Here is a 19830-nt window from a genome sequence, read left to right as displayed (position 1 = left end):
GTTGGCGGCACAGTTTATACCTGGTGAATACTTTGTGTTATGATTTGAAGTAGATAGGATAGAAACTTACTTTAAGGGAGTGGAATGAAGTGAAAAACATGCGGATGCTGGCCGGGGCTGCGGTAATGGTGCTGGTGCTTGGACTGGTGAATGTCTACATTGGATGGCATCTGTCCGTATTGCTCCAGGCATGGCTGCCGGGGATGAATACTGCTGCGTACTGGACTATCTTTCTTGTCATTTCCTTCTCTTACATGATTGGCCGGGTGCCGCTGCCGCAGGTGCTGAGACCGGTAGGCAGGTTGTTCAAAGTGATCGGCTCCTATTATCTGGCCTGCATGGAGTTCGCCGTGATCATGCTGCCGCTGACCGATCTGCTCTATGGTGTGCTGGCGCTCGCAGGTGCGAATCTCTCCGCATTCGTAACGGAAGCAGGGACTACACTGCTGGTATTGCTCGCCGTCTTCCTGATCTGGGGATCACGCAATGCCTGGAGTACTGTGGTGCGGACCCACCGGCTTAAGGTGGACAAATCCATTGGAACCAGCGTTCCGCTGACGGTAGCGGTAGCCTCGGACCTGCATCTGGGCAACATTGTCGGCAACCGCCATCTGCGCAGAATGGTCAGGGAGATGAACGCGATGAACCCGGATATCATTCTGCTGGCCGGGGATGTGCTGGATGACAGCATTGAGCCTTTTCTACGCAACGGGATGGAGCAGCAGCTGAAGCAGCTGAAGGCACGTTATGGGGTCTACGCCGTGCTGGGGAATCACGAATACTATGGCGGCTCGATTGCGCAGTATACGGAGGTTATGCGGAGTGTCGGCATCCAGGTGTTACAGGATGAGGTGGTGGAGACTTCGGGAGTCTACGTGGCCGGACGCAAAGACAAGACGGCTGAAGCTATGGAGGCTGGTGGACGGCTCAGCGTGGAAACTCTGCTGGAGGGTCTTGACCGCAGCAAGCCGATTCTAATGATGGATCATCAGCCGACAGGCTTCGGGATCGCTTCACAGGCTGGAGTAGATGTGCTGCTGTCAGGACATACCCACCGGGGGCAGATTGCACCGAATCACTGGATTACCCGGCGCCTGTTCGAACTGGATTGGGGCTATCTGCTCAAAAACAAGCTGCATGTCATCGTCTCGTCGGGCTACGGAACCTGGGGACCGCCGATCCGGCTGGCCAGCCGCTCGGAGCTGATTAAGCTGGAGCTTGTGCTGGATGGCAGCATGAGCTATGGTGAAGACAAGGTGTCAGCTGTGGCTAAGCCTGTTCTAATTTAACGGAACCCGTCATCCGGCTGTATCGAACCCTCTGCCTTCCTTAGGAAGGATAGGGGGTTTTTGTTTGGCAACGGGGGGAGTGGATTCATTTCCTTTGACAATCCTGACGGAATCAGCTAATCTATCTATAGAAATAGTTAAGCTATTAACTAAATGGAGTTGACTACTGCAAATGGATGATTTACAAAGTTATGTGCTTGAGCTGCCGCTTGAAAATGAGGTTTTCTTCGCCTTGGTGGGAGCGACAGCCGGCACTGTGGCCGTCTCCGAGAAATACTGGCAGGCGCAGGGGCTGAACGGGGCAAGAATCCGCGTACTGGTTGAGATTGCGAAGGATGGAGGGTCGATCCTGCCTTCGCTGCTTGCTGAGCGAATCGCGGTAACCAAAGCCAATATCAGCCTGCTGCTGACTCCGCTGGAGAAGGACGGCTATATTACACGGGCGGCTCACGCACAGGATGGCCGTAAAACAGTTATTTCGCTGACTGAAGCAGGTAAGCGTCTGCTACTGGAACAGCTGCCGGGGAACCGGGAAGCAGTTGCGGCGGTAATGAACCGGCTGGATGAGCCAGAGCTACACCTGTTGCTGGAGCTGCTGAACAAGCTGAGCAGAGGATAGAGGGTCTGGAATGTTCCGCTTGCCGGGAGGCTGCCCGCAGACAGAGATTATATATAGCGGCTGGAATATGCCGGCGGGGATGTGAAGAGATCTTATTTCAATAAGGAAAGGATGTTATCGCCTATGACGACAATAATGATTACAGGAGCAAACGGGCAATTGGGAAGTCTGATTCTGGAGAATCTGCGCAGCCGCATTCCTGCAATGCATATCATTGCCGGAGTAAGAAGTGCTCCGCAAGCGGACCATTTCCGGGAGCTGGGAATTGAAGCCCGTAAGGTGGATTACGACTTGCCGGAATCCCTGGAGGAAGCGTTCCACGGGATTTCCCGGCTGCTGCTGATCTCCAGCTCGCATACGGATGATGATGTACGTCTCGCCCAGCATAAGCGGGTGATTGATGCAGCGAAGCAAAGCGGGGTCCGCCATCTGCTTTATACGGGTTTTGCTTTTCCGCAGAAGAGCGCTGATCGGAGTAAGCCCGGCAATGTGCACACAATGACGGAGCAGGCGATTATAGAGTCCGGGCTGGAATATACCTTTTTACGCAATGCCCTTTATATTGATTTCGTAGGGGTGCTGGGGCTGAAGGAAGCGCTCTCCAGCGGAGAACTGGTGACGGCGCCGGGCGGATGGAAGTTCAACTCGGTTGGCCGCCGGGACCTTGCTTTGGCTGCTGCTGCTGCACTTGTCGAAGAGGGCGCAGGCAACCGGATCTATGAATTGACCGCTACGCACACCTGGGATTTCGCAGATCTGGCCGAAGTTCTGACAGAGGTTGCCGGTAAGCCGGTGGTGCACCGTCAGGATGTGGGAATTCAGCACTGGATCTATGCTTTTATGAGCCAGCTGGATACGGCTTCCACCTCCGGCGACCTGGAGCAGCTTATGGGCAGACCGGTCACCCCGCTGAGGGACAGCATTCTGCCTTTTATAGTATGATGACATTGATCAGGCAAGCCGGAGGGAGCGTATGTAAGTTGAAAAAGATACTGGTGGCCGACGACGATGTTCATATCCGCACGCTGCTGCGGCATGTTCTTACCAGAGAAGGATATCAAGCGATAGAAGCCGGAGACGGGCTGGAAGCGGCGGCACGCATGAAGGAGCAGACGGTCGATCTGGCGGTGGTGGATGTGATGATGCCGCATATGGACGGATTGGAGCTGTGTGCATACATAAGGGAGAACTATGATATTCCCGTCATTCTGCTGACGGCGCGTCAGCAGCTCAGTGATAAGGAGCAGGGGTATCTGCACGGGACGGATGATTATGTGACCAAGCCTTTTGAACCGGAGGAGCTGATCTTTCGCATCAAGGCCTTGTTCCGCCGTTATTCCATCGCCTCAGATGATCGGATTCGCCTGAATTCGCTGGTGATCGACCGTAAGAATTACGAGATCAGTGACGGGACGGAGGTGCTGCTGCTGCCGGTGAAGGAGTTCGAGCTGCTGGCCCAGCTGGCCCAATATCCGGGACGCCTGTTCACGCGTGGTGAGCTGATTGAGCTGGTCTGGGGAGCGGACTACGAAGGGGATGAGCGCACGGTGGATGTGCATATCAAGCGCCTGCGTCAGCGGTTCAGCGAATACCAGAATGATTTTATCATCCGCACGGTTCGGGGAATTGGCTACAAAGTGGAAATGGTGAACTCATGAGATCGCTCTATGTACGGATGAGTATTATCTTCTGCTCGGTGATTATGATCAGCAGTGTGCTGGGATTTCTGGTCTCCAACCTCTATTACCAGTCCCAAATCAAGCCGAAGAATGACGCCAAGCTGACCCGGATGGCTATAGGTTTGCAGCAGTTCATCGAGGACCACCCGGATGCGGTGGAAGAGTATCTCCTGAGTACGGCTTCCCTGGGATACAAAATGTATCTGGTCAATGCCGATGGAGAGGAACGCTTCTACGGCCTGCCTTTCCGCAAAAATGACCTCAAGGACGAGGCGCTGCGCAAGGTGCTGGACGGGGAGATCTACCATGGGGTGGGGAATTTCCCCGGCCAGCTGTTCGTGACAGGGTTCTTCGATAATCAGCTCAGCAATTCCATTGGCGTGCCGGTCCATATTAACGGGGATACCTATGCCTTGTTCATGCGTCCGGATGCTCAGGTGCAGTTCGGGGAGCTGCGGATCTTTTTCGGCGTGCTGATCGTGGTTATTATTCTGCTGAGTCTGGGGTTTGTGCTGATCAGCGCATTGCATGTGGTGAAACCGATCACCCGGCTGACCGACGCCACGCTCAAAATCTCAAAGGGGCGCTATGACATCAAGCTCTACACCGCCCGCCGCGACGAGATCGGCCAACTGGCTTCCCACTTCATGACGATGAGCCGCGAGCTGGAACGTACGAACCGGGCAAGACAGGAGTTTGTCGCCAATGTGTCGCATGAGATTGAGTCGCCGCTAACCTCTATTCAGGGCTTTGCTCATGCGCTCCAGGACAGTACTCTACCGGAAGCCCAGCGCCAAGAGTATCTGTCAATTATCGGCGATGAGAGCCGGCGGTTATCTATGCTCAGCACGCAGCTGCTCACTTTGTCCTCGCTGGATTATGACGAGCATGCCCTGCAGAAAAGAAGCTTTGATCTGCGCGCCCAGCTGCGCCAGGTGATTCAGATTATGGAATGGCATCTTACGGAGAAGGAGCTTGCGGTGCGGCTGCATGCCGGAGACATCACGCTTACGGGCGATTCCAATCTGCTCTATCAGGTATGGATGAATCTGGTGACAAATGCGATCAAATACACTCCGGCGGGCGGGACACTCAGCATTGCAGCACATGTGGAGGGCCAACAATGTATTGTGACGGTAACCGACAACGGTGCGGGCATTCCGGCGGAGCAGCTGCCGATGATCTTCGACCGGTTCTACAAGGTGGACCAGTCGCGCTCCCGTGAGCCAGGCAGCAGCGGGCTGGGACTGGCCATCGCTCAAAAGATCGTCCAGGCGCATAACGGAACCATCGAGGTAACGAGCACAGTAGGGGAGGGAACTACGTTCACTGTTACTCTGCCCTGCGACCCTAACGATATAGATTGATCTAAATATTTAGAGTTAAAGGAAAAGTGGAGGAGGGGAATTTTGGAACTGGAGGAGCGGAAGCGACCGCCTTTGATTTGAATTTCTACCGCGAAGAGCGGTTCAATTAGGAAATTCAAATACAACAGCGGCCGGAAGTCCAAAACTTCTCTGGAGTCACGGCATTCCCAAAACATAATACCGTTTAGTTCAATCTATATAGTGTAATTCTTTATTCATACTCCGTTCATCTTCACTCTCTAAACTGTGGATATACAGATTAGAAGGAGTGGTTATATGTTCTTGGCAATTCGGGAGATGAGGCACTCCAAAGCACGCTACAGTCTCATTATGGTGATTATGCTGCTGGTCTCGTTCCTGGTGCTGTTCGTCACCGGCCTGGCTAGAGGTCTTGCTTATGCCAACATTTCGGCGCTGAAAAATATGCCCGCCAATTACTTTGCCGTGCAGAGCGATGCGGATCATACCTTCAGGCGTTCACAGTTAACGGATACGGAGCTTGCGGCTGCCCGGTCAGTAGCCGGAGAGGCGAACGCGACTCCGCTGGGGGTACAGACCAGTACAATTACAGCCGCCGGTGCGGATGTTAAGGCGGATATTACTTTTTTTGCCGTAGATATGACGGGAATGTTGGCTCCGAGGGTCATAGAAGGCGCAGGATTCACCAATGAGGTTCAAGGCAGCGCGGTTGCAGACTCCAAGCTGGAACAGTCCGGCGTTACAATTGGCAGTACGATCCGTGATCAGGCTTCCGGCATGAGCTGGACGGTTACCGGCTTCGTGAAGGACAGCTCCTACAGCCATACTCCGGTGGTCTATATCAATCAGCTGGACTGGCAGGCGATGAAGCAAGGAACGGTTCAGGGAGGCGGCGGTTCAGGCAATGCCAATGCCCCATACAATGTTATCGCGCTGGATGTAACGGCGGATCAAGCTGCGCAGATTGCGGATCAGCAGCAGTCCATAGAGGTAATTACACAAAAGCAGGCGATCGCCAGTGTTCCCGGTTATTCCGCCGAGCAGAATTCGCTGCTGATGATGATTGTGTTCCTGTTCGTGATTGCTGCGGTAGTTCTTGCTGTATTCTTCTATGTCATTACGATCCAGAAGACCAGCCAATTCGGTATCCTGAAGGCGATGGGGACCAAGATGTCCTATCTGGCCTGGAGTGTAGTCGGTCAAGTAATGCTGCTGTCTGTCACCAGTCTGGTGCTGGGCATTCTGCTTACGCTGGGGATGAATATGGGCCTGCCCGATTCGATGCCGTTTGAGCTGGACGGACAGACGATGGCGATGACCAGTCTGCTGTTCATAGGGATGTCCCTGCTGGGCTCGTTAATTTCGGTAGCAAGAGTAGCTAAGGTGGATGCCTTGGAAGCGATAGGGAGGACTGGAGCATGAGTGCGAAATTAGTGATGAAGCAGGTAACCAAGACTTACGGGGATGGGGACGGGGCGATGACCGTACTGAACCATCTGGACCTTACGGTGAACGAAGGCGAATTCATAGCAGTACTGGGGCCATCCGGCTCCGGGAAAAGCACGTTTCTCTCCGCAGCCGGTGCGCTGCTTACGCCCACCAGCGGAGAGATCCTCCTCGACGGCGAACCGCTGCGTGACAAGGACAAGAGGGCACTGACGGAGCTAAGGCTGAAAAAAATCGGCTTCATGTTCCAAAGTGCGCAGCTGCTGCCGTTTCTGAAGGTAGAGGAGCAGCTGCTCTATGTAGCGAAGCTGGCTAAGCTCAGCCCGAAGGAAGCGAAGGTGCGTGCCGCCTATCTGCTGAAGCGTCTGGAGATCTGGGAGCGCCGCAATCATTATCCCGAACAGCTGTCCGGGGGCGAGAAGCAGCGGGTGGCGATTGCCCGGGCATGGATGAACAAGCCGGCCATTCTGTTCGCAGACGAGCCTACAGCCAGCCTGGATTACAGCCGTGGCAGGGAAGTGGTACGGATGATAGCCGACGAGGTGCGGAGCGAAGGCAAGGCTGCTGTAATGGTTACTCATGACGAACGGATGCTGGACTGGTGCGACCGGGTGCTGCATCTGGAGGATGGCGTGCTGGTTGAAGCTTAGGGGGAGAGATGACCCTGGCACTCTAAGCCCCACAAGCCTGGCTTATTCACCTTCGCGGTACTAATTGTATTCGTTCCCGCATACATTCGGTCTATATGCCTGCTTGCGAGCACAATGTATGCTGTTTTCCACATACATTTGCTCCATGCCTGCTTGTGCACCGAATGTAAACTGTTTTCCACATACATTCGGTCTATATGCCTGCTTGCGCACCGAATGTATACTGTTTTTCACATACATTTGCTCCATATACCTGCTTGTGCACCGAATGTATGCTGTTTTCCGCATACATTCGGTCTATATGCCTGCTTGCGAGCACAATGTATACTGTTTTCCACATATATTCGTCCTTGTGGCTTCGCAGTTGAACAAAAACCTGAACCTCGTTTTCTGAGGTTCAGGTTTTTGTTATTCAAGCTTCAGGCCTACACGCCCGAATAGGCCATGAAGCCGCCATCTACCGGCACGGTGATGCCGGTAATGAAGCCTGACATTTGTTCATCGGCCAGCCAGAGTAGGGTGCCTAGCAGATCCTCCGGTGTGCCGAAGCGGCGCATCGGGGTCTGGGAGATGATTTTGAGCGAACGTTCGGTCAGTTCACCCTTCGGGTCCTTCAGCAGCTGTTCATTCTGTGCGGTGACGAAGAAGCCGGGGGCGATGGCATTTACCCGTATGCCGGATTCAGCGAGATGCACCGCAAGCCACTGGGTGAAGTTGTTGATGCCTGCCTTGGCCGCGCTGTAAGCCGGAACCTTGGTGAGTGGCGATGCGGCGCTCATGGAGGAGATGTTGATCACCGCAGCTCCGGGGCGGCCGAGCATCTGCTTGGCGAAGATCTGGACTGGAATTAATGTTCCGGTCAGATTGAGGTCAAGGACCGTGCGGAAGCCGCTCACGGAGAGATCGAAGAAGGAGACGACATCGGGATTCTCCAGGTCTCCCGGTTCTAAGGTCTCCTTGGTGGTAATCGCCGAAGGCTGATTGCCCCCGGCCCCGTTGATTAACAAGTCGCACGGACCCCACTGCTTGCAGATCTCATCCGCTGCCTGCCGGACACTCCCGGCATCCATAACATCGCAGGCCAGGGCCAGGGATTGGCCGCCGCCGGAAATGATCTGTGCAGCCAGAGCCGCTCCCTTCGCCTCCGTACGGTTCAGGATAGCTACCTTCATTCCTTGACGGGCCAGCTCCAGCGCCATGGCGCTGCAGAGTGCTCCGGCTCCTCCGGTAATTACAGCGGTCTTGCCTGCCAGTGCAGGCTGTAATGCCAACTCGGACATAGTGATCCAACCCTTCTTGGTGAAAGTTTGATCTTGCGTCAGGTTATATCAGTCTGCGGATCTTTGCTTATAATATTGCGGATATTTCTCCATCAGCATCTCCTGGTCGGCGATCGTCAGGGCCATATGCTCCTGCATAATCTGATCCCCTTGCTGAATATTATGCTGCTCAATGGCTTCATATAGACCATAATGCTGCCGGTACAAATGCTCCCAGTTGTGATCCGCCGTGAGCTTGAGCATCCGGCTGCGGTTCAGGTGAACCTTGATCTGCTGGATGACCTCCCAGGTATTCTTTTTATTGCAGCCCATGAAAATCACATGATGGAACTCTTCATCCAGCATGAACATTTCTTTATAGTCCTGATCCTCGATGCAGAGCTTCTGCTTGTCCAGATTAGCCTTCAGATCGATAAGATTCCTGGCCTGGAAGGTGCTGCACGCTTCCCGGATAACCGCCCGCTCCAGATGCTCGCGCATGAAGCGGGCTTCTTCCACGAGCTCGGAATCAATCAGGGAGACCACCGTTCCCCGCTGGGGGTATACGGCAAGCAGGCCCTCCTGGGCCAGACGGACAAAGGCTTCCCGGACCGGAGTGCGGCTGACGTTGAACTTCAGCGAAATCTCCTTCTCCGAAATCCCGGTTCCGGGCGGCAGCTCCAGCAGCAGAATCTGATTCTTCAGTGAACGGTACACGATGTCCCTTGTGGAGAGTGCTTGTGTACCGATAGTGTATTCCATCGTGTAACCCTCCTGTTATCGATTAATGTAAGCACTACCATACTACCATACAAGTATGGTAGTATGGTAGTGCGAATGGGCATAAGCTCCTGCTGTCCGCTTAAGGACGGTATCCGTGGCCCACCAATATCACAGACGAGAGGCTGGAGAACAATATGAGTACCTCATCTTTTATTCATGACGACTGGCTGCTGTTAAGTCCAAGTGCACAGAGATTGTATCACGATTATGCCGCCGCAATGCCGATTTACGATTTCCACAGTCATCTGAATCCGCAGGAGATCAGCAGTAACCGCAGGTTCCGCAATATCACTGATCTGGCCTTATCCGGGGATCATTACAAGTGGCGGGCGCTCCGCTGGCTGGGCGTTGACGAACAGCTAATTACCGGGAATGCGCCGGACAAAGACAAATTCATGGTCTGGGCGCGTTCCCTGCCTGAGATGGTGGGCAATCCGCTCTACCACTGGACCCACCTGGAGTTGAAGCGCTACTTCGGGATCGACGAGCTGCTCTCCGGGGAGACTGCGGACAGTGTGTGGGAACGCTGCAATGAGCAGCTTCAGGGGGATGAACTGACTACGCAGGGGATTCTCAAAAAGCTCAATGTCAATGTGGTCTGCACAACGGATGATCCTATTGATTCACTGGAGCATCACATCCAGATTAAGAAGGATCATGCGCTTAGCGTGGTGGTTGCTCCGACCTTCAGACCGGACCGGGTGCTGAATATCCGTGATGAAGGGTTCACCGGATACGTGGGCCTGCTTGGGGAGGCGGGCGGTCTTGAGATCCACGATTACTCCGGGTTCCTCCAGGCAGTGACGGCGCGGATTGATTATTTCCATCAGCATGGCTGCCGGCTGTCGGATCAGGCGTTCGGCGAGCTGCCGCATGCCCAGTCTACAGAGCATGAAGCGGCCTACATATTCGCCCGGGCCTTCAAAGGGGAAGAAATCAGTCCGCACGAGGAACAGAAGTTCCAGAGCCATACGCTGATCAAATTAGGCCGGCTCTATCATGAGCGGGGCTGGAGCATGCAGCTGCATATCGGAGCGCTGCGCAACAACAACGCACGGATGTTTAGTAGAATCGGCAAGGACAGCGGCTTCGATTCAATTCTGGATTTCAATATGGCCCGCAGTCTCAACGCGCTGCTGAATGAGCTGGATGCCAGCGGACAGCTGCCGAAGACTATCGTCTACACACTGAACCCTTCGCAATATGAGATGATCGCCACCGCGATCGGCAACTTCCAGGGGGACGGTATCAAGGGCAAGGTGCAGATGGGCTCCGGCTGGTGGTTCCATGATCAGAAGGAGGGCATGCTGCAGCAGCTGAAGGCGCTCTCCAGCATCGGGCTGATCAGCCCTTTTGTCGGCATGCTGACCGACTCCAGAAGCTTCCTCTCCTTCACGCGTCATGAATACTTCCGGCGCATTCTCTGTAACCTGTTCGGCACGTGGATGGAAGAGGGGGACCTGCCGCGAGATTATGCCTTGATCGGCCGGACAATTGAGAATATATGCTACAACAATGCGGATGCGTATTTCGGGATCAAGTAGAGCGCAGGAGCGCGGCATACCATCCATCGATTGACACAGCGTTAAAAAATCAGCAGGTCTCTTAGAGAGGCGTGCTGATTTTTTTATTTGTTCAGGAATTATGTCTTTCAAGGCACAACAGCAGCATGAAAATGAGCAGCGTGCCTAAAACAGAATGTTGTCTGTCCATTTGATTAACATATTTTTACATAAAACGAACGCAATTGGACCGTGTGGGCTACGTAAGCCGAATGTAATCGAAAAATCGATCACAATTGGACTCTGGGCGCCGCGTAGGCCGAATGTAATCGAAAAACCGATTACAATTGGACTCGGAGCGCCACGTAGGCCGAATGTAATCGAAAAACCGATTACAATTGGACTGGGAGCACCGCGTAGGCCGAATGTAATCGAAAAACCGATTACAATTGGACTCGGAGCGCCGCGTAGGCTGAATGTAATCGAAAAACCGATTACAATTGGACTCGGAGCGCCGCGTAGGCCGAATGTAATCGAAAAACCGATTACGATTGGCCTCTGGGCTCCGCGTAAGCCGAATGTAATCGAAAAACCGATTACAATTGGACTTTGGGCTCCGCGTAAGCCGAATGTAATCGAAAAACCGATTACAATTGGCCGTTACAGCGGAATATGGACCAATGCAGCATACATTGTGTTCGCGCGAAGGTAAGCTTATTCACTCGCAGGATGATTACTTTCTGATACTTCCGGTGCATTCTACCGCGTACTGCTCCGGTAAGCAGACGGGGATACGCCGGTGGACTTCTTGAACACCTTGGAGAAGTGGGCCAGCTCCATGCCGACCTGCTCGGCGATACTGGAGATGCTGAAATCGGTGTAGGAGAGCTGCCTCTTCGCGAGCTCCATCCGTTTCAGCTGGACGTACTGCATCGGCGGAACGCCGATGAATTTCTTGAAGTAGGGAATGAAATAGTTCGGGTGCAGATGGACCCGCTCTGCCAGCTCCTCGACCGTCAGCGGCCGCATTAACCGTTGATCGATGTAGCCCAGCACATTCGCCAGCTTGCCCTGGTCGCTCGTATGCGTCAGATCGTCAAGGAAATTGCTATAGCCTCCTGATTCCAGACAGAGGGACAGCAGTGTAAGCAGCGCAGCCTGCGTCCGAAGGGTAGCGAGGAAACCGGTATCCTGGAACCATTCAATCATCTCCGCGAACATCGTCCGGGTGGCCTCCGGATCAGGCACATCACAGATATACAGCTTATTCGCCGAATGAAACAGCGGCCATTCCCCAATCTGCGCATCGAAGTGGCAATAGTAGCGTGTATAAGGATCATCACGTGAAGTATCCGTGGTCTGGGTAGAGCCTGCGGGCATAATCATCAGCTGTCCGGGTCTCGGATAGTACGCCACTCCGTTGATAATCACCTTGCCTTCGCCGGAATCAATGTAGTAGAGCCGGTTGAATGCAGGGGTCTCATTCGTCCGGTTCCATCCCGGATATCTGCTGGTTAATTGGGCATGGGTAACGGTAACCGTCAGGTTGTGCAGCAGGCGTCCGGTCAAATTACCATTGCCTTTCGCAGTCATATTCATATCAGAGCTCCTTCAAATAAGGCTATAAAGCTATTATAACGCTTCCATTTATCCAATACATCTTATTATTATACAAATATACCTTAATTACAGTCATGGCCTCCACCGGCAAATAGGGTTATCCTCATAACATAAACTGTTTCAGGAAGGGAATGGGAGATGGATAAGGTACGTTATGGAATTATTGGCGTAGGGGGTATGGGGCGGACCCATGCACAGAGTCTGCTGAGTGATATTAAGGGGGCCGAGCTAACGGCCGTATGCGACATCAGCCTTGAGCGGCTGGAATGGGCAGAGGAGCATTTGCCGGATCATGTACAGCGCTTTCTGTCGCCGGAGGAACTGTTCAAGTCCGGGATCATTGATGCGGTGATGATTGCCACCCCGCATTATGATCATCCGCCGCTGGCGATTCAAGCGCTGGGCTACGGGCTGCATGTTCTGATCGAGAAGCCTGCCGGTGTCTATACGAAGGCAGTACAGGAGATGAATGACGCCGCAGCGAAGTCTGACCGCAAATTCGGCATTATGTATAACCAGCGGACGAATCCGCTCTATCAGAAGCTGAGAGAATTGATTCAGTCCGGGGAGCTGGGAGAGATCCGGCGCACGAACTGGATTATCACCAATTGGTACCGCTCTCAGAGCTACTACGATTCCGGCGGCTGGCGGGCGACCTGGGGCGGGGAAGGCGGCGGAGTGCTGCTGAACCAGGACCCGCACCAGCTTGATCTCTGGCAGTGGACTACCGGAATGATGCCTAAGCGGGTACGCGCTTTTTGCCAGTTCGGGAAGTACCGGAATATTGAGGTTGAGGATGATGTGACCGCTTATGTGGAGTATGAGAATGGCGCAACCGGGCTGTTCATCACGACTACAGGGGAAGCGCCGGGGACGAACCGGTTCGAGATTACAGGAGACAACGGTAAAATCGTCGTCGAAGACGGCACGCTGACCTTCTTCCGCCTTCGCACCCCGGAGCCGAAGTTTAATGCGGAATATACCGGAGGGTTCGGAGCACCGGAGTGCTGGAAATGCGAGATTCCGGTGGAAGCCGGAAATGGAGAACAGCATAAGGGGATTCTGCGCAACTTCACCAATGCCATTCTGCAGGATGAGCCGCTGCTGGCTCCGGGGGAAGAGGGCATTCACGGTCTGACCCTGTCCAATGCCATGTATCTGTCCGCATGGACCGACAACTGGGTGGACCTGCCGATCGACAGCGAGCTGTTCTATGAGAAGCTGATGGAGCAGGTGGAGAATTCGACTTTTCAGAAAGCGCCGGTCAGCCAGAAAGCCCTGGATGTATCGGGCACCCACTAGACGAACCTTACTCTCTTACGCAACTCAAACTTATCTAGGAGTGGATGAATACAATGAACCGTTCAACGATTGCCGCCCAAATGTATACCCTGCGTGAATATACCCGGACGCCGGAGGACTTGAGAGAGAGCCTGCGGAAGGTGAGCAGCATGGGGTACCAGGCTGTGCAAATCTCCGGGATCGGTCCCATGGACCCTAAGCTGGTGAAGGAATATGCGGATGAATTTAATCTGAAAATATGTGCGACACACGTTCCCTGGGACCGGCTGGTGAATGATCTGGATGCGCTCGCTGCCGAGCATAAGCTGTGGGACTGCAAATACATCGGCCTTGGCTCGCTGCCTGCGGAATATCAGACTAGCCAGGAGGGCTACCGCACCTTCGCCAAGCTGGCTTCCGGCATTGCACGGACACTTAAGGAAGAGTATGGCCTGCAATTCGTTTATCATAATCATGATTTTGAATTTGAACGTTTTGACGGTCTGACGGGTATGGATGTGCTGCTGCAGGACAGTGATCCGGAGGTCTTCGGGTTCGAGCTGGATCTGTACTGGGTTCAGGCGGGGGGCGGAGATCCTGTAGAGTGGATTCACAAGGTGGAAGGCAGAATGCAGGCTGTGCATTTCAAGGATATGACTATTCTGAACCGTAAGGCTGTGTTTGCCGAGATCGGCGAAGGCAATATGAACTATGGAGCGATTATTGATGCCTGCCGCAAGACGGGGGTGGAATGGCATATCGTGGAGCAGGATGTGTGCCAGCGTGATCCGTTCGAGAGCCTGGAGATCAGCCTCCGGCATCTGCATTCCAGATTGGAGGTGCAAGCATGAGCCGCAAGGATGGAATGATGTATGCTCCGGTACATGAGGCGAAGCCTGTGGTGGGGCCGGGTGAATTCGTAATCGCTGCGCTGGCACTGGATCATGGGCATATTTACGGGATGTGCAACGGGCTGGTGGAGGCGGGAGCCGAGCTGAAGTGGGTATACGATCCTGACCCCGAGAAGGTAAAAGCATTCCTGAACAAGTATCCCGGCGTCAGTGCCGCGCGTTCTGCTGAAGAGATTCTTGAAGATCCTGAGGTCCGGCTCGTTGCAGCGGCGGCTGTTCCTTCGGAGCGCGGTCCGCTCGGTCTGCGGGTGATGGCACACGGGAAGGATTATTTCACGGACAAATCTCCGTTCACTTCTCTGGACCAGCTCGCGGCAGCACGCCTTCAGGTGGAGCAGACGGGGCGGAAATACATGACTTACTACAGTGAGAGACTGCATGTAGAGAGCGCTGTCTATGCCGGTCAGCTGGTGCAGCAGGGGGCGATTGGCCGTGTGCTTCAGGTCATGGGACTGGGGCCGCACCGGTTAAATGCACCCAGCCGGCCGGAATGGTTCTTCCAGCGTGACAAATACGGCGGCATTCTCTGTGACATCGGCAGCCACCAGATTGAACAGTTCCTCTTCTATGCAGGCTGCCGCGATGCCAAGGTACTGCATAGTAAGGTCGCCAACTACAACAATCCGGCTTACCCGGAGCTGGAGGATTACGGGGATGCTACGCTGGTTGGGGACAACGGGGCTACGCAGTATTTTCGCGTGGACTGGTTCACACCGTCAGGACTCGGAACCTGGGGCGACGGACGGACGATCATTCTCGGCACGGAAGGCTATATCGAACTGCGCAAATACAGCGATATCGGCCGCTCCAGCACACCGGACCATGTCTACTGGGTGGACGGTGAGGGAGAGCATTATGAGCATGTGGCCGGGAAGATCGGCTTCCCGTTCTTCGGTGAGCTGATTCTGGACTGCCTGGAACGGACGGAGAAGGCGATGACGCAGGAGCATGCATTCAAGGCGGCTGAGCTGTGTCTGGAGGCGCAGCAGCAAGCGGTGAATCTGACACCGGATACGCTCAAATAGTTGCAGGACAGCTATCAGAAGATTGGAAGGTGGATAAGATGAATACCAACGGAGCAGCGATTATCGGCTGCGGGGCGATTGCCCCGCTGCATGCCAGAGCCATTGCTTCGATCGAGAATGTGCGGCTGGTAGCCGTGGTGGACAGTGACCCTGTTCAGGCGGCGCAGTCCGCTCAGGATTACGAATGTGAAGGCCTGACGGATTACAGGGAGCTGCTGGAGCGTGCAGATATCGGCATCGTCCATCTCTGCACGCCGCATCATCTGCACGCCGGAATGGCAGTGGAACTGCTGAAGGCAGGCAAGCATGTGTTAACCGAGAAGCCCATGGCGCTGGATGTGCCTTCGGCCCGCTTGATGCAGGAGGCGGCGGAGCAGGCTCCGGGACAGCTGGGTGTAGTATTCCAGAACCGCTATAATGAACCTTCGGTGCGCATCAGGGAGGTGATCGATTCCGGCAGCCTGGGTAACCTCCTCTGCATGAAGGGCTTGGTAACATGGACACGGACTGAGGAGTACTACACGAACAGTCCATGGAGAGGCCGCTGGGCTACGGAAGGCGGAGGGGTATTGATCAATCAGGCTATCCATACCCTGGATCTGCTGCAATGGTTCGGCGGTGACATCGCTTCCGTGAAAGGCAGTGTAAGCACCGATGTGCTGAACAATGTTATTGAGGTCGAGGACAGTGCACATGCGTGTATCGACTTCAAAAACAAGGCGCGCGGGCTCTTCTACGGGACCAATGCATATCAGGCCAATTCACCGGTGGAGCTGGAGCTGGTCTTCGAGCAAGGGACCCTGCAGCAGCGCCGGGACAGCCTGTATCTGTGGAAGGATGGTCAGGAGACGCTGCTCTGTGAGCCGCAGAGCATCAGCAGCGGCGGGAAATCCTACTGGGGCACCGGGCATTCACGGTTAATTCATGACTTCTACGCCCACATCCGTGAAGGCCGCAGGTTCTGGATTGACGGTGCTGAGGGCATCAAAGCGCTCACGCTGATTGCAGAGATCTACAAGTCCTCGGGGAGCCGGAATCTGGTCCCTCAGGTCTAGCGTACATCATCCGGCTGATGCCGGAATAGGCTGTCTCTTATGCAGAGCTCTGCTTAAGGGATGGCCTCATTTGTGTTATCCGCTACAGCTTAATAGCAAGCCAGCAGGCTTCAATGGTCTGCTGAATCTGCTGCTCATTCAGCGGATATTTTCCGTCCAAGTAGCCTTTGATGACAGCAATTAATATCCCGTAGATCAGCTGATAGCACAGACAAACATTCATTTCCCGGATGATTCCCTGCCGCTGTCCTTCTTCAATGATGGAGAATATCTCTAAGGTTGAGGGAGCCGGCGTGTTCCGCAAGTCCTCGGAAATATAGGGCGAGGAGCAATAGTTCTCTGTGAAATCAACCTCTTTGGGGTATTGAAGCGAATAGTTAGCCGTATTCTTCAGAAGGCTCTTCACACGCTCATAGATGGTTAAGCCGGGGTCATAGCCGTTCATGACGAACTCATTTTTATGTATGCGGACTTTATGGTACAACTCATTGACCAGCTGCTCCTTGTTCTCGAAATAATGGTAAAATGTGCTGGAGCCTACATTGGCCCTTTTGAATATTTTGGCGAAAGTAACAGATTGTAAGCCTTCTTCAGTAATTAAATCAAGGGTTGCCTGAAGAATATCATCTCGTTTACCCATCATTACACCTCACTAGCGGAAAAATCATTCTATAAAATAGTACATCCCCTGCAAGGAAATGTCAATTATCAGAATGTCTATTCCGCTGCAAAGTGGAAAAAAGATAGAATTTGTGGTGAAATAGACAATAAAAGAACTATATTTTTGTCTAAATTAGGAAAAATGGAATTTTCGTTCTGAATTTATTTGAAGTTTGATTTTCTTCCTTTTAGAATATCAATAGAATAAATATTCTATTTCTTAAGCATATGAATGGATTGCTAATACAAGCAATCCAATTGACTTTTAGACCATTAGGCTTTATCTTAGTACAGGGTTTACCTAGAGTCAGCAGAAGAGAGACAGGGAGTGAGAGTATGGCTATGGAACAGGCAATGTTTGCCGGAGGCTGCTTCTGGTGCATGGTTACGCCGTTCGAAGAGCTTCCCGGAATTCACGGGATTGTATCGGGATACGCCGGAGGAACGGTAGAGAACCCTACTTATGAGCAGGTGAAGACCGGTACAACCGGTCACTACGAGGTGGTTCAGATCACTTATGACCCTGAATTATTCCCTTACGAGCGGCTGCTTGCGCTATTCTGGCCGCAGATTGACCCGACGGATGACGGTGGACAGTTTCAGGACCGGGGTACGCAGTACCGCACGGCGGTATTCTATTATACGGAAGAGCAGCGGCTGGCTGCACTTGCTTCCCGAGAGCAGGTGGCGGTCAGCGGCAGATTCGAGCTTCCGGTGGTGACGGAGATTCTGCCTGCGCCGGTATTCTATCCGGCAGAAGACTATCATCAGGACTATCACAAGAAGAATCCAAAGCACTATAAAGAGGACCGTGAGCAATCCGGACGGGATACCTTTATTTCGCAGCACTGGGAATAGTGAATACGAGAGGGAAGCCTACAAAAGCCTTTAATGACCAGGCGTCTGGGAATTAAGGGCTTTTTGCTATTTTTGCAGCACCGTGCGGGTTAAGCTATAGATCATTATGCCTAAAACCAAAATATGGGAACCTAAATCCGAAATTCCGTGCCTACTCAATTGCCGATTGTGCAACTATAATCATAATTGTAAACGGATACAAGCATTGGTAATTCTGGCTCTGATGCAGGCGGGAAGAGGGGGGAGGGAGCAGGGTACGGGTACAGAGGATAGAACAAGCGGCTTGGCGAAATACAGAATGCTCTACAGCTCCTGCAGTTGAAGGGAAGTACTGCAACGCCAATATAATTCAGGAGGAATCTAAGAATGTCCAAAAAATGGTTAATGACGATGCTTGCGTTCGTGCTTTTGCTCTCTTGCTTGCCTTTGTTCAATTCCAAAGCAGCCGCAGCTGATTATACCCAAGGGGTAGATCTGTCGGGAACCTCAGCTACCATCTGGTTCAAATCTACGGTCAGTACCAGCTGGACCGATGTGCATTACAAGGTGAACTCGGGAACCCAGCTAAACTACCGAATGACTTATAACAACAGTAAATCGCGTTATGAGCAGGTGGTTACAGGCGTCGCCAGCGGCACAGCACTCTCGTACTTCTTCACCTACAACAATGGGACTCCGGCTTATGATACCGGCTGGTTCAACTACACTGCGGGAACCGCGCCCACTGCAGCGCCGACTACTCCGCCTTCCGGGTCTTCCGGTTCCATCTATTCTATCGCTGCCTCTTCTATTCCGACACCGCCGGGAGGCTCCGTGTCTGTCAAAGTCATGAACGGAACGGGAGGCGCTTACCCCGATAACCAGGTCTATTGGGGCGTCATCGGCATCAATCCGGCTAACGGCAAATGGAGTTATCTGGATCTTAGCGGCAATCTCATTCCGATCTCGAATGCGCTGAATAATGCTTCCGGCCATCTGACCAAGAACGGGGTCAACTATGCCAATATTTATTATACGGTTAGCCAGACCAGCTGGGTGACGCTGCCCAAAATCACCTCCGGCCGCATGTTCCTAAGTGTTGGCACGCCGTTGTATATTAAGACCTATGATGACGGCTTTGCCGGACCGGATATTGATAATCCGACCGATCCTAACCGTAATCTCTATTTCGACTTCGTTGAATTCACGGTGGATGCTACAGGCTACCATGGCAATACGACCCGTGTCGATGCATTCGGCTTCCCGGTCCAGCACCGGCTGGTAGGCTTGTCCGGCGGCTATGACAAGACGGTAGGCGAGCTGGAATCAGAGACACGCGCCGGAATCTTCAGCAAATACCAGAATGAAGTGCCGTCCGCCTTCAAATCGCTGGGTACCGATCAGGCGCCTTACCGGATCATCGCTCCTGTCCATGGTTCGTTCAAAGCCGGCGGGGCCAACGGCAATTATTTCGCAGGCTATGTCAGCTATAGCACCCAGGATATTCTCCGTAACGATGGCTCGCTTATCGATGCTGCCACCGGCGCTGCCATTAACCGCCATGTCTACACCACTAGTAACTGGAACAATGTAGCTAACTATTACAATGCGGCTCCCGCCAACTTTTATGCAAAATTCTGGCATGACCACAGCATCAGCGGGCTGGCTTACGGCTTCCCGTATGACGATGTCAACGGCCAGGCGTCCTACCTGGAAGTCGGTGACCCCAAAGGCCTGATTATCCGCGTGGGCTGGTAAGCGCGTAAGCCACAGGTAAAGGAAAACTACGATTTTACAATAGAGGCGCCCCGTAAGCCAGATAATGGCTGAATGGGTGCCTTCTTGTGTGTGCAGTGATTATCGGCGCG

19 protein-coding genes are annotated in these 19830 nt (G+C 53.4%); 15 read left to right on the top strand and 4 right to left on the bottom strand.

Annotated elements, in window-relative coordinates:
- Nucleotides 1–98: 98 nt before the first annotated feature.
- The 7 genes from MKY96_RS13355 to MKY96_RS13325 all read left to right on the top strand — a co-directional run bounded on the left by MKY96_RS13355 (nt 99) and on the right by MKY96_RS13325 (nt 7029).
- Nucleotides 99–1289, top strand: coding sequence for a metallophosphoesterase (locus MKY96_RS13355; RefSeq protein ID WP_340944551.1), 1191 nt, complete (start codon nt 99–101; stop codon nt 1287–1289).
- A 172-nt stretch (nt 1290–1461) separates the two neighbouring features.
- Nucleotides 1462–1908, top strand: coding sequence for a MarR family winged helix-turn-helix transcriptional regulator (locus MKY96_RS13350; protein WP_339256489.1), 447 nt, complete (start codon nt 1462–1464; stop codon nt 1906–1908).
- 123 nt (nt 1909–2031) lie between these two features.
- Nucleotides 2032–2850 carry an NAD(P)H-binding protein gene (locus MKY96_RS13345; protein WP_340940986.1) on the top strand — a complete coding sequence of 273 codons (819 nt, stop codon included), beginning with the start codon at nt 2032–2034 and terminating at the stop codon, nt 2848–2850.
- Nucleotides 2851–2888: 38 nt separating this feature from the next.
- Nucleotides 2889–3566: a response regulator transcription factor gene (locus MKY96_RS13340; RefSeq protein ID WP_339256491.1), complete on the top strand. Its 678-nt coding sequence runs from the start codon at nt 2889–2891 to the stop codon at nt 3564–3566.
- Nucleotides 3563–4954 (top strand): sensor histidine kinase, encoded by a 1392-nt coding sequence (locus MKY96_RS13335; RefSeq protein WP_340940984.1) that lies wholly within the window; start codon nt 3563–3565, stop codon nt 4952–4954. Before MKY96_RS13340 ends, MKY96_RS13335 begins: the two co-directional genes overlap by 4 nt.
- A gap of 276 nt (nt 4955–5230) precedes the next feature.
- Entirely contained in the window at nt 5231–6355 is a 1125-nt protein-coding gene (locus tag MKY96_RS13330) for an ABC transporter permease (protein ID WP_340940983.1), read from the top strand.
- Nucleotides 6352–7029 carry an ABC transporter ATP-binding protein gene (locus MKY96_RS13325; protein WP_340940982.1) on the top strand — a complete coding sequence of 226 codons (678 nt, stop codon included), beginning with the start codon at nt 6352–6354 and terminating at the stop codon, nt 7027–7029. The genes MKY96_RS13330 and MKY96_RS13325 overlap by 4 nt, the downstream gene beginning before the upstream one ends.
- A gap of 425 nt (nt 7030–7454) precedes the next feature.
- On the opposite strand, the gene MKY96_RS13320 is transcribed toward MKY96_RS13325, so the two are convergent.
- Together MKY96_RS13320 and MKY96_RS13315 are read right to left on the bottom strand one after the other, a co-directional pair.
- Nucleotides 7455–8309 carry an SDR family oxidoreductase gene (locus tag MKY96_RS13320; RefSeq protein WP_340940980.1) on the bottom strand — a complete coding sequence of 285 codons (855 nt, stop codon included), beginning with the start codon at nt 8307–8309 and terminating at the stop codon, nt 7455–7457.
- Between the two features lie 48 nt (nt 8310–8357).
- Entirely contained in the window at nt 8358–9050 is a 693-nt protein-coding gene (locus MKY96_RS13315; RefSeq protein ID WP_340940979.1) for a GntR family transcriptional regulator, read from the bottom strand.
- Between the two features lie 155 nt (nt 9051–9205).
- Between MKY96_RS13315 and uxaC the strand changes: the two genes are divergently transcribed.
- Both uxaC and MKY96_RS13305 read left to right on the top strand, forming a co-directional pair.
- Complete coding sequence (gene uxaC / locus MKY96_RS13310) at nt 9206–10615, top strand: glucuronate isomerase (RefSeq protein WP_340940977.1); 1410 nt, start codon at nt 9206–9208, stop codon at nt 10613–10615.
- 169 nt (nt 10616–10784) lie between these two features.
- Nucleotides 10785–11285 carry a hypothetical protein gene (locus MKY96_RS13305; RefSeq protein WP_340940975.1) on the top strand — a complete coding sequence of 167 codons (501 nt, stop codon included), beginning with the start codon at nt 10785–10787 and terminating at the stop codon, nt 11283–11285.
- 47 nt (nt 11286–11332) lie between these two features.
- Here the strand turns inward: MKY96_RS13305 and MKY96_RS13300 are convergent, their stop codons facing one another.
- Complete coding sequence (locus tag MKY96_RS13300) at nt 11333–12172, bottom strand: AraC family transcriptional regulator (RefSeq protein WP_339256504.1); 840 nt, start codon at nt 12170–12172, stop codon at nt 11333–11335.
- A gap of 159 nt (nt 12173–12331) precedes the next feature.
- Between MKY96_RS13300 and MKY96_RS13295 the strand changes: the two genes are divergently transcribed.
- Genes MKY96_RS13295 through MKY96_RS13280 form a run of 4 tightly spaced genes read left to right on the top strand, consistent with a single transcriptional unit; the run spans nt 12332 to nt 16465 of the window.
- On the top strand, nt 12332–13495 hold the full coding sequence (locus MKY96_RS13295; protein WP_339256506.1) for a Gfo/Idh/MocA family protein: 1164 nt from the start codon (nt 12332–12334) through the stop codon (nt 13493–13495).
- Between the two features lie 53 nt (nt 13496–13548).
- Nucleotides 13549–14325 carry a sugar phosphate isomerase/epimerase family protein gene (locus MKY96_RS13290; protein ID WP_340940974.1) on the top strand — a complete coding sequence of 259 codons (777 nt, stop codon included), beginning with the start codon at nt 13549–13551 and terminating at the stop codon, nt 14323–14325.
- Nucleotides 14322–15410: a Gfo/Idh/MocA family protein gene (locus tag MKY96_RS13285; protein ID WP_340940972.1), complete on the top strand. Its 1089-nt coding sequence runs from the start codon at nt 14322–14324 to the stop codon at nt 15408–15410. The genes MKY96_RS13290 and MKY96_RS13285 overlap by 4 nt, the downstream gene beginning before the upstream one ends.
- A 38-nt stretch (nt 15411–15448) precedes the next feature.
- Entirely contained in the window at nt 15449–16465 is a 1017-nt protein-coding gene (locus MKY96_RS13280; protein ID WP_340940970.1) for a Gfo/Idh/MocA family protein, read from the top strand.
- An 82-nt stretch (nt 16466–16547) separates the two neighbouring features.
- On the opposite strand, the gene MKY96_RS13275 is transcribed toward MKY96_RS13280, so the two are convergent.
- On the bottom strand, nt 16548–17105 hold the full coding sequence (locus MKY96_RS13275) for a TetR/AcrR family transcriptional regulator (protein ID WP_340940969.1): 558 nt from the start codon (nt 17103–17105) through the stop codon (nt 16548–16550).
- Between the two features lie 362 nt (nt 17106–17467).
- Here MKY96_RS13275 and msrA point away from each other — a divergent pair, with 362 nt between their 5' ends.
- Both msrA and MKY96_RS13265 read left to right on the top strand, forming a co-directional pair.
- The gene (gene msrA, locus MKY96_RS13270; RefSeq protein WP_339256516.1) at nt 17468–17983 is read left to right on the top strand and encodes a peptide-methionine (S)-S-oxide reductase MsrA; all 516 of its coding nucleotides are present in this window, start codon (nt 17468–17470) and stop codon (nt 17981–17983) included.
- Nucleotides 17984–18349: 366 nt separating this feature from the next.
- The gene (locus MKY96_RS13265; RefSeq protein ID WP_340940967.1) at nt 18350–19720 is read left to right on the top strand and encodes a glycoside hydrolase family 64 protein; all 1371 of its coding nucleotides are present in this window, start codon (nt 18350–18352) and stop codon (nt 19718–19720) included.
- The last annotated feature ends 110 nt before the right edge of the window (nt 19721–19830 follow it).

This window comes from Paenibacillus sp. FSL R7-0302 (assembly GCF_038006885.1).
Lineage (GTDB): Bacteria > Bacillota > Bacilli > Paenibacillales > Paenibacillaceae > Paenibacillus_AQ.
The sequence above is the reverse complement of the archived record's forward strand: the minus strand, read 5'-3'. Positions and strand labels throughout refer to the sequence as shown.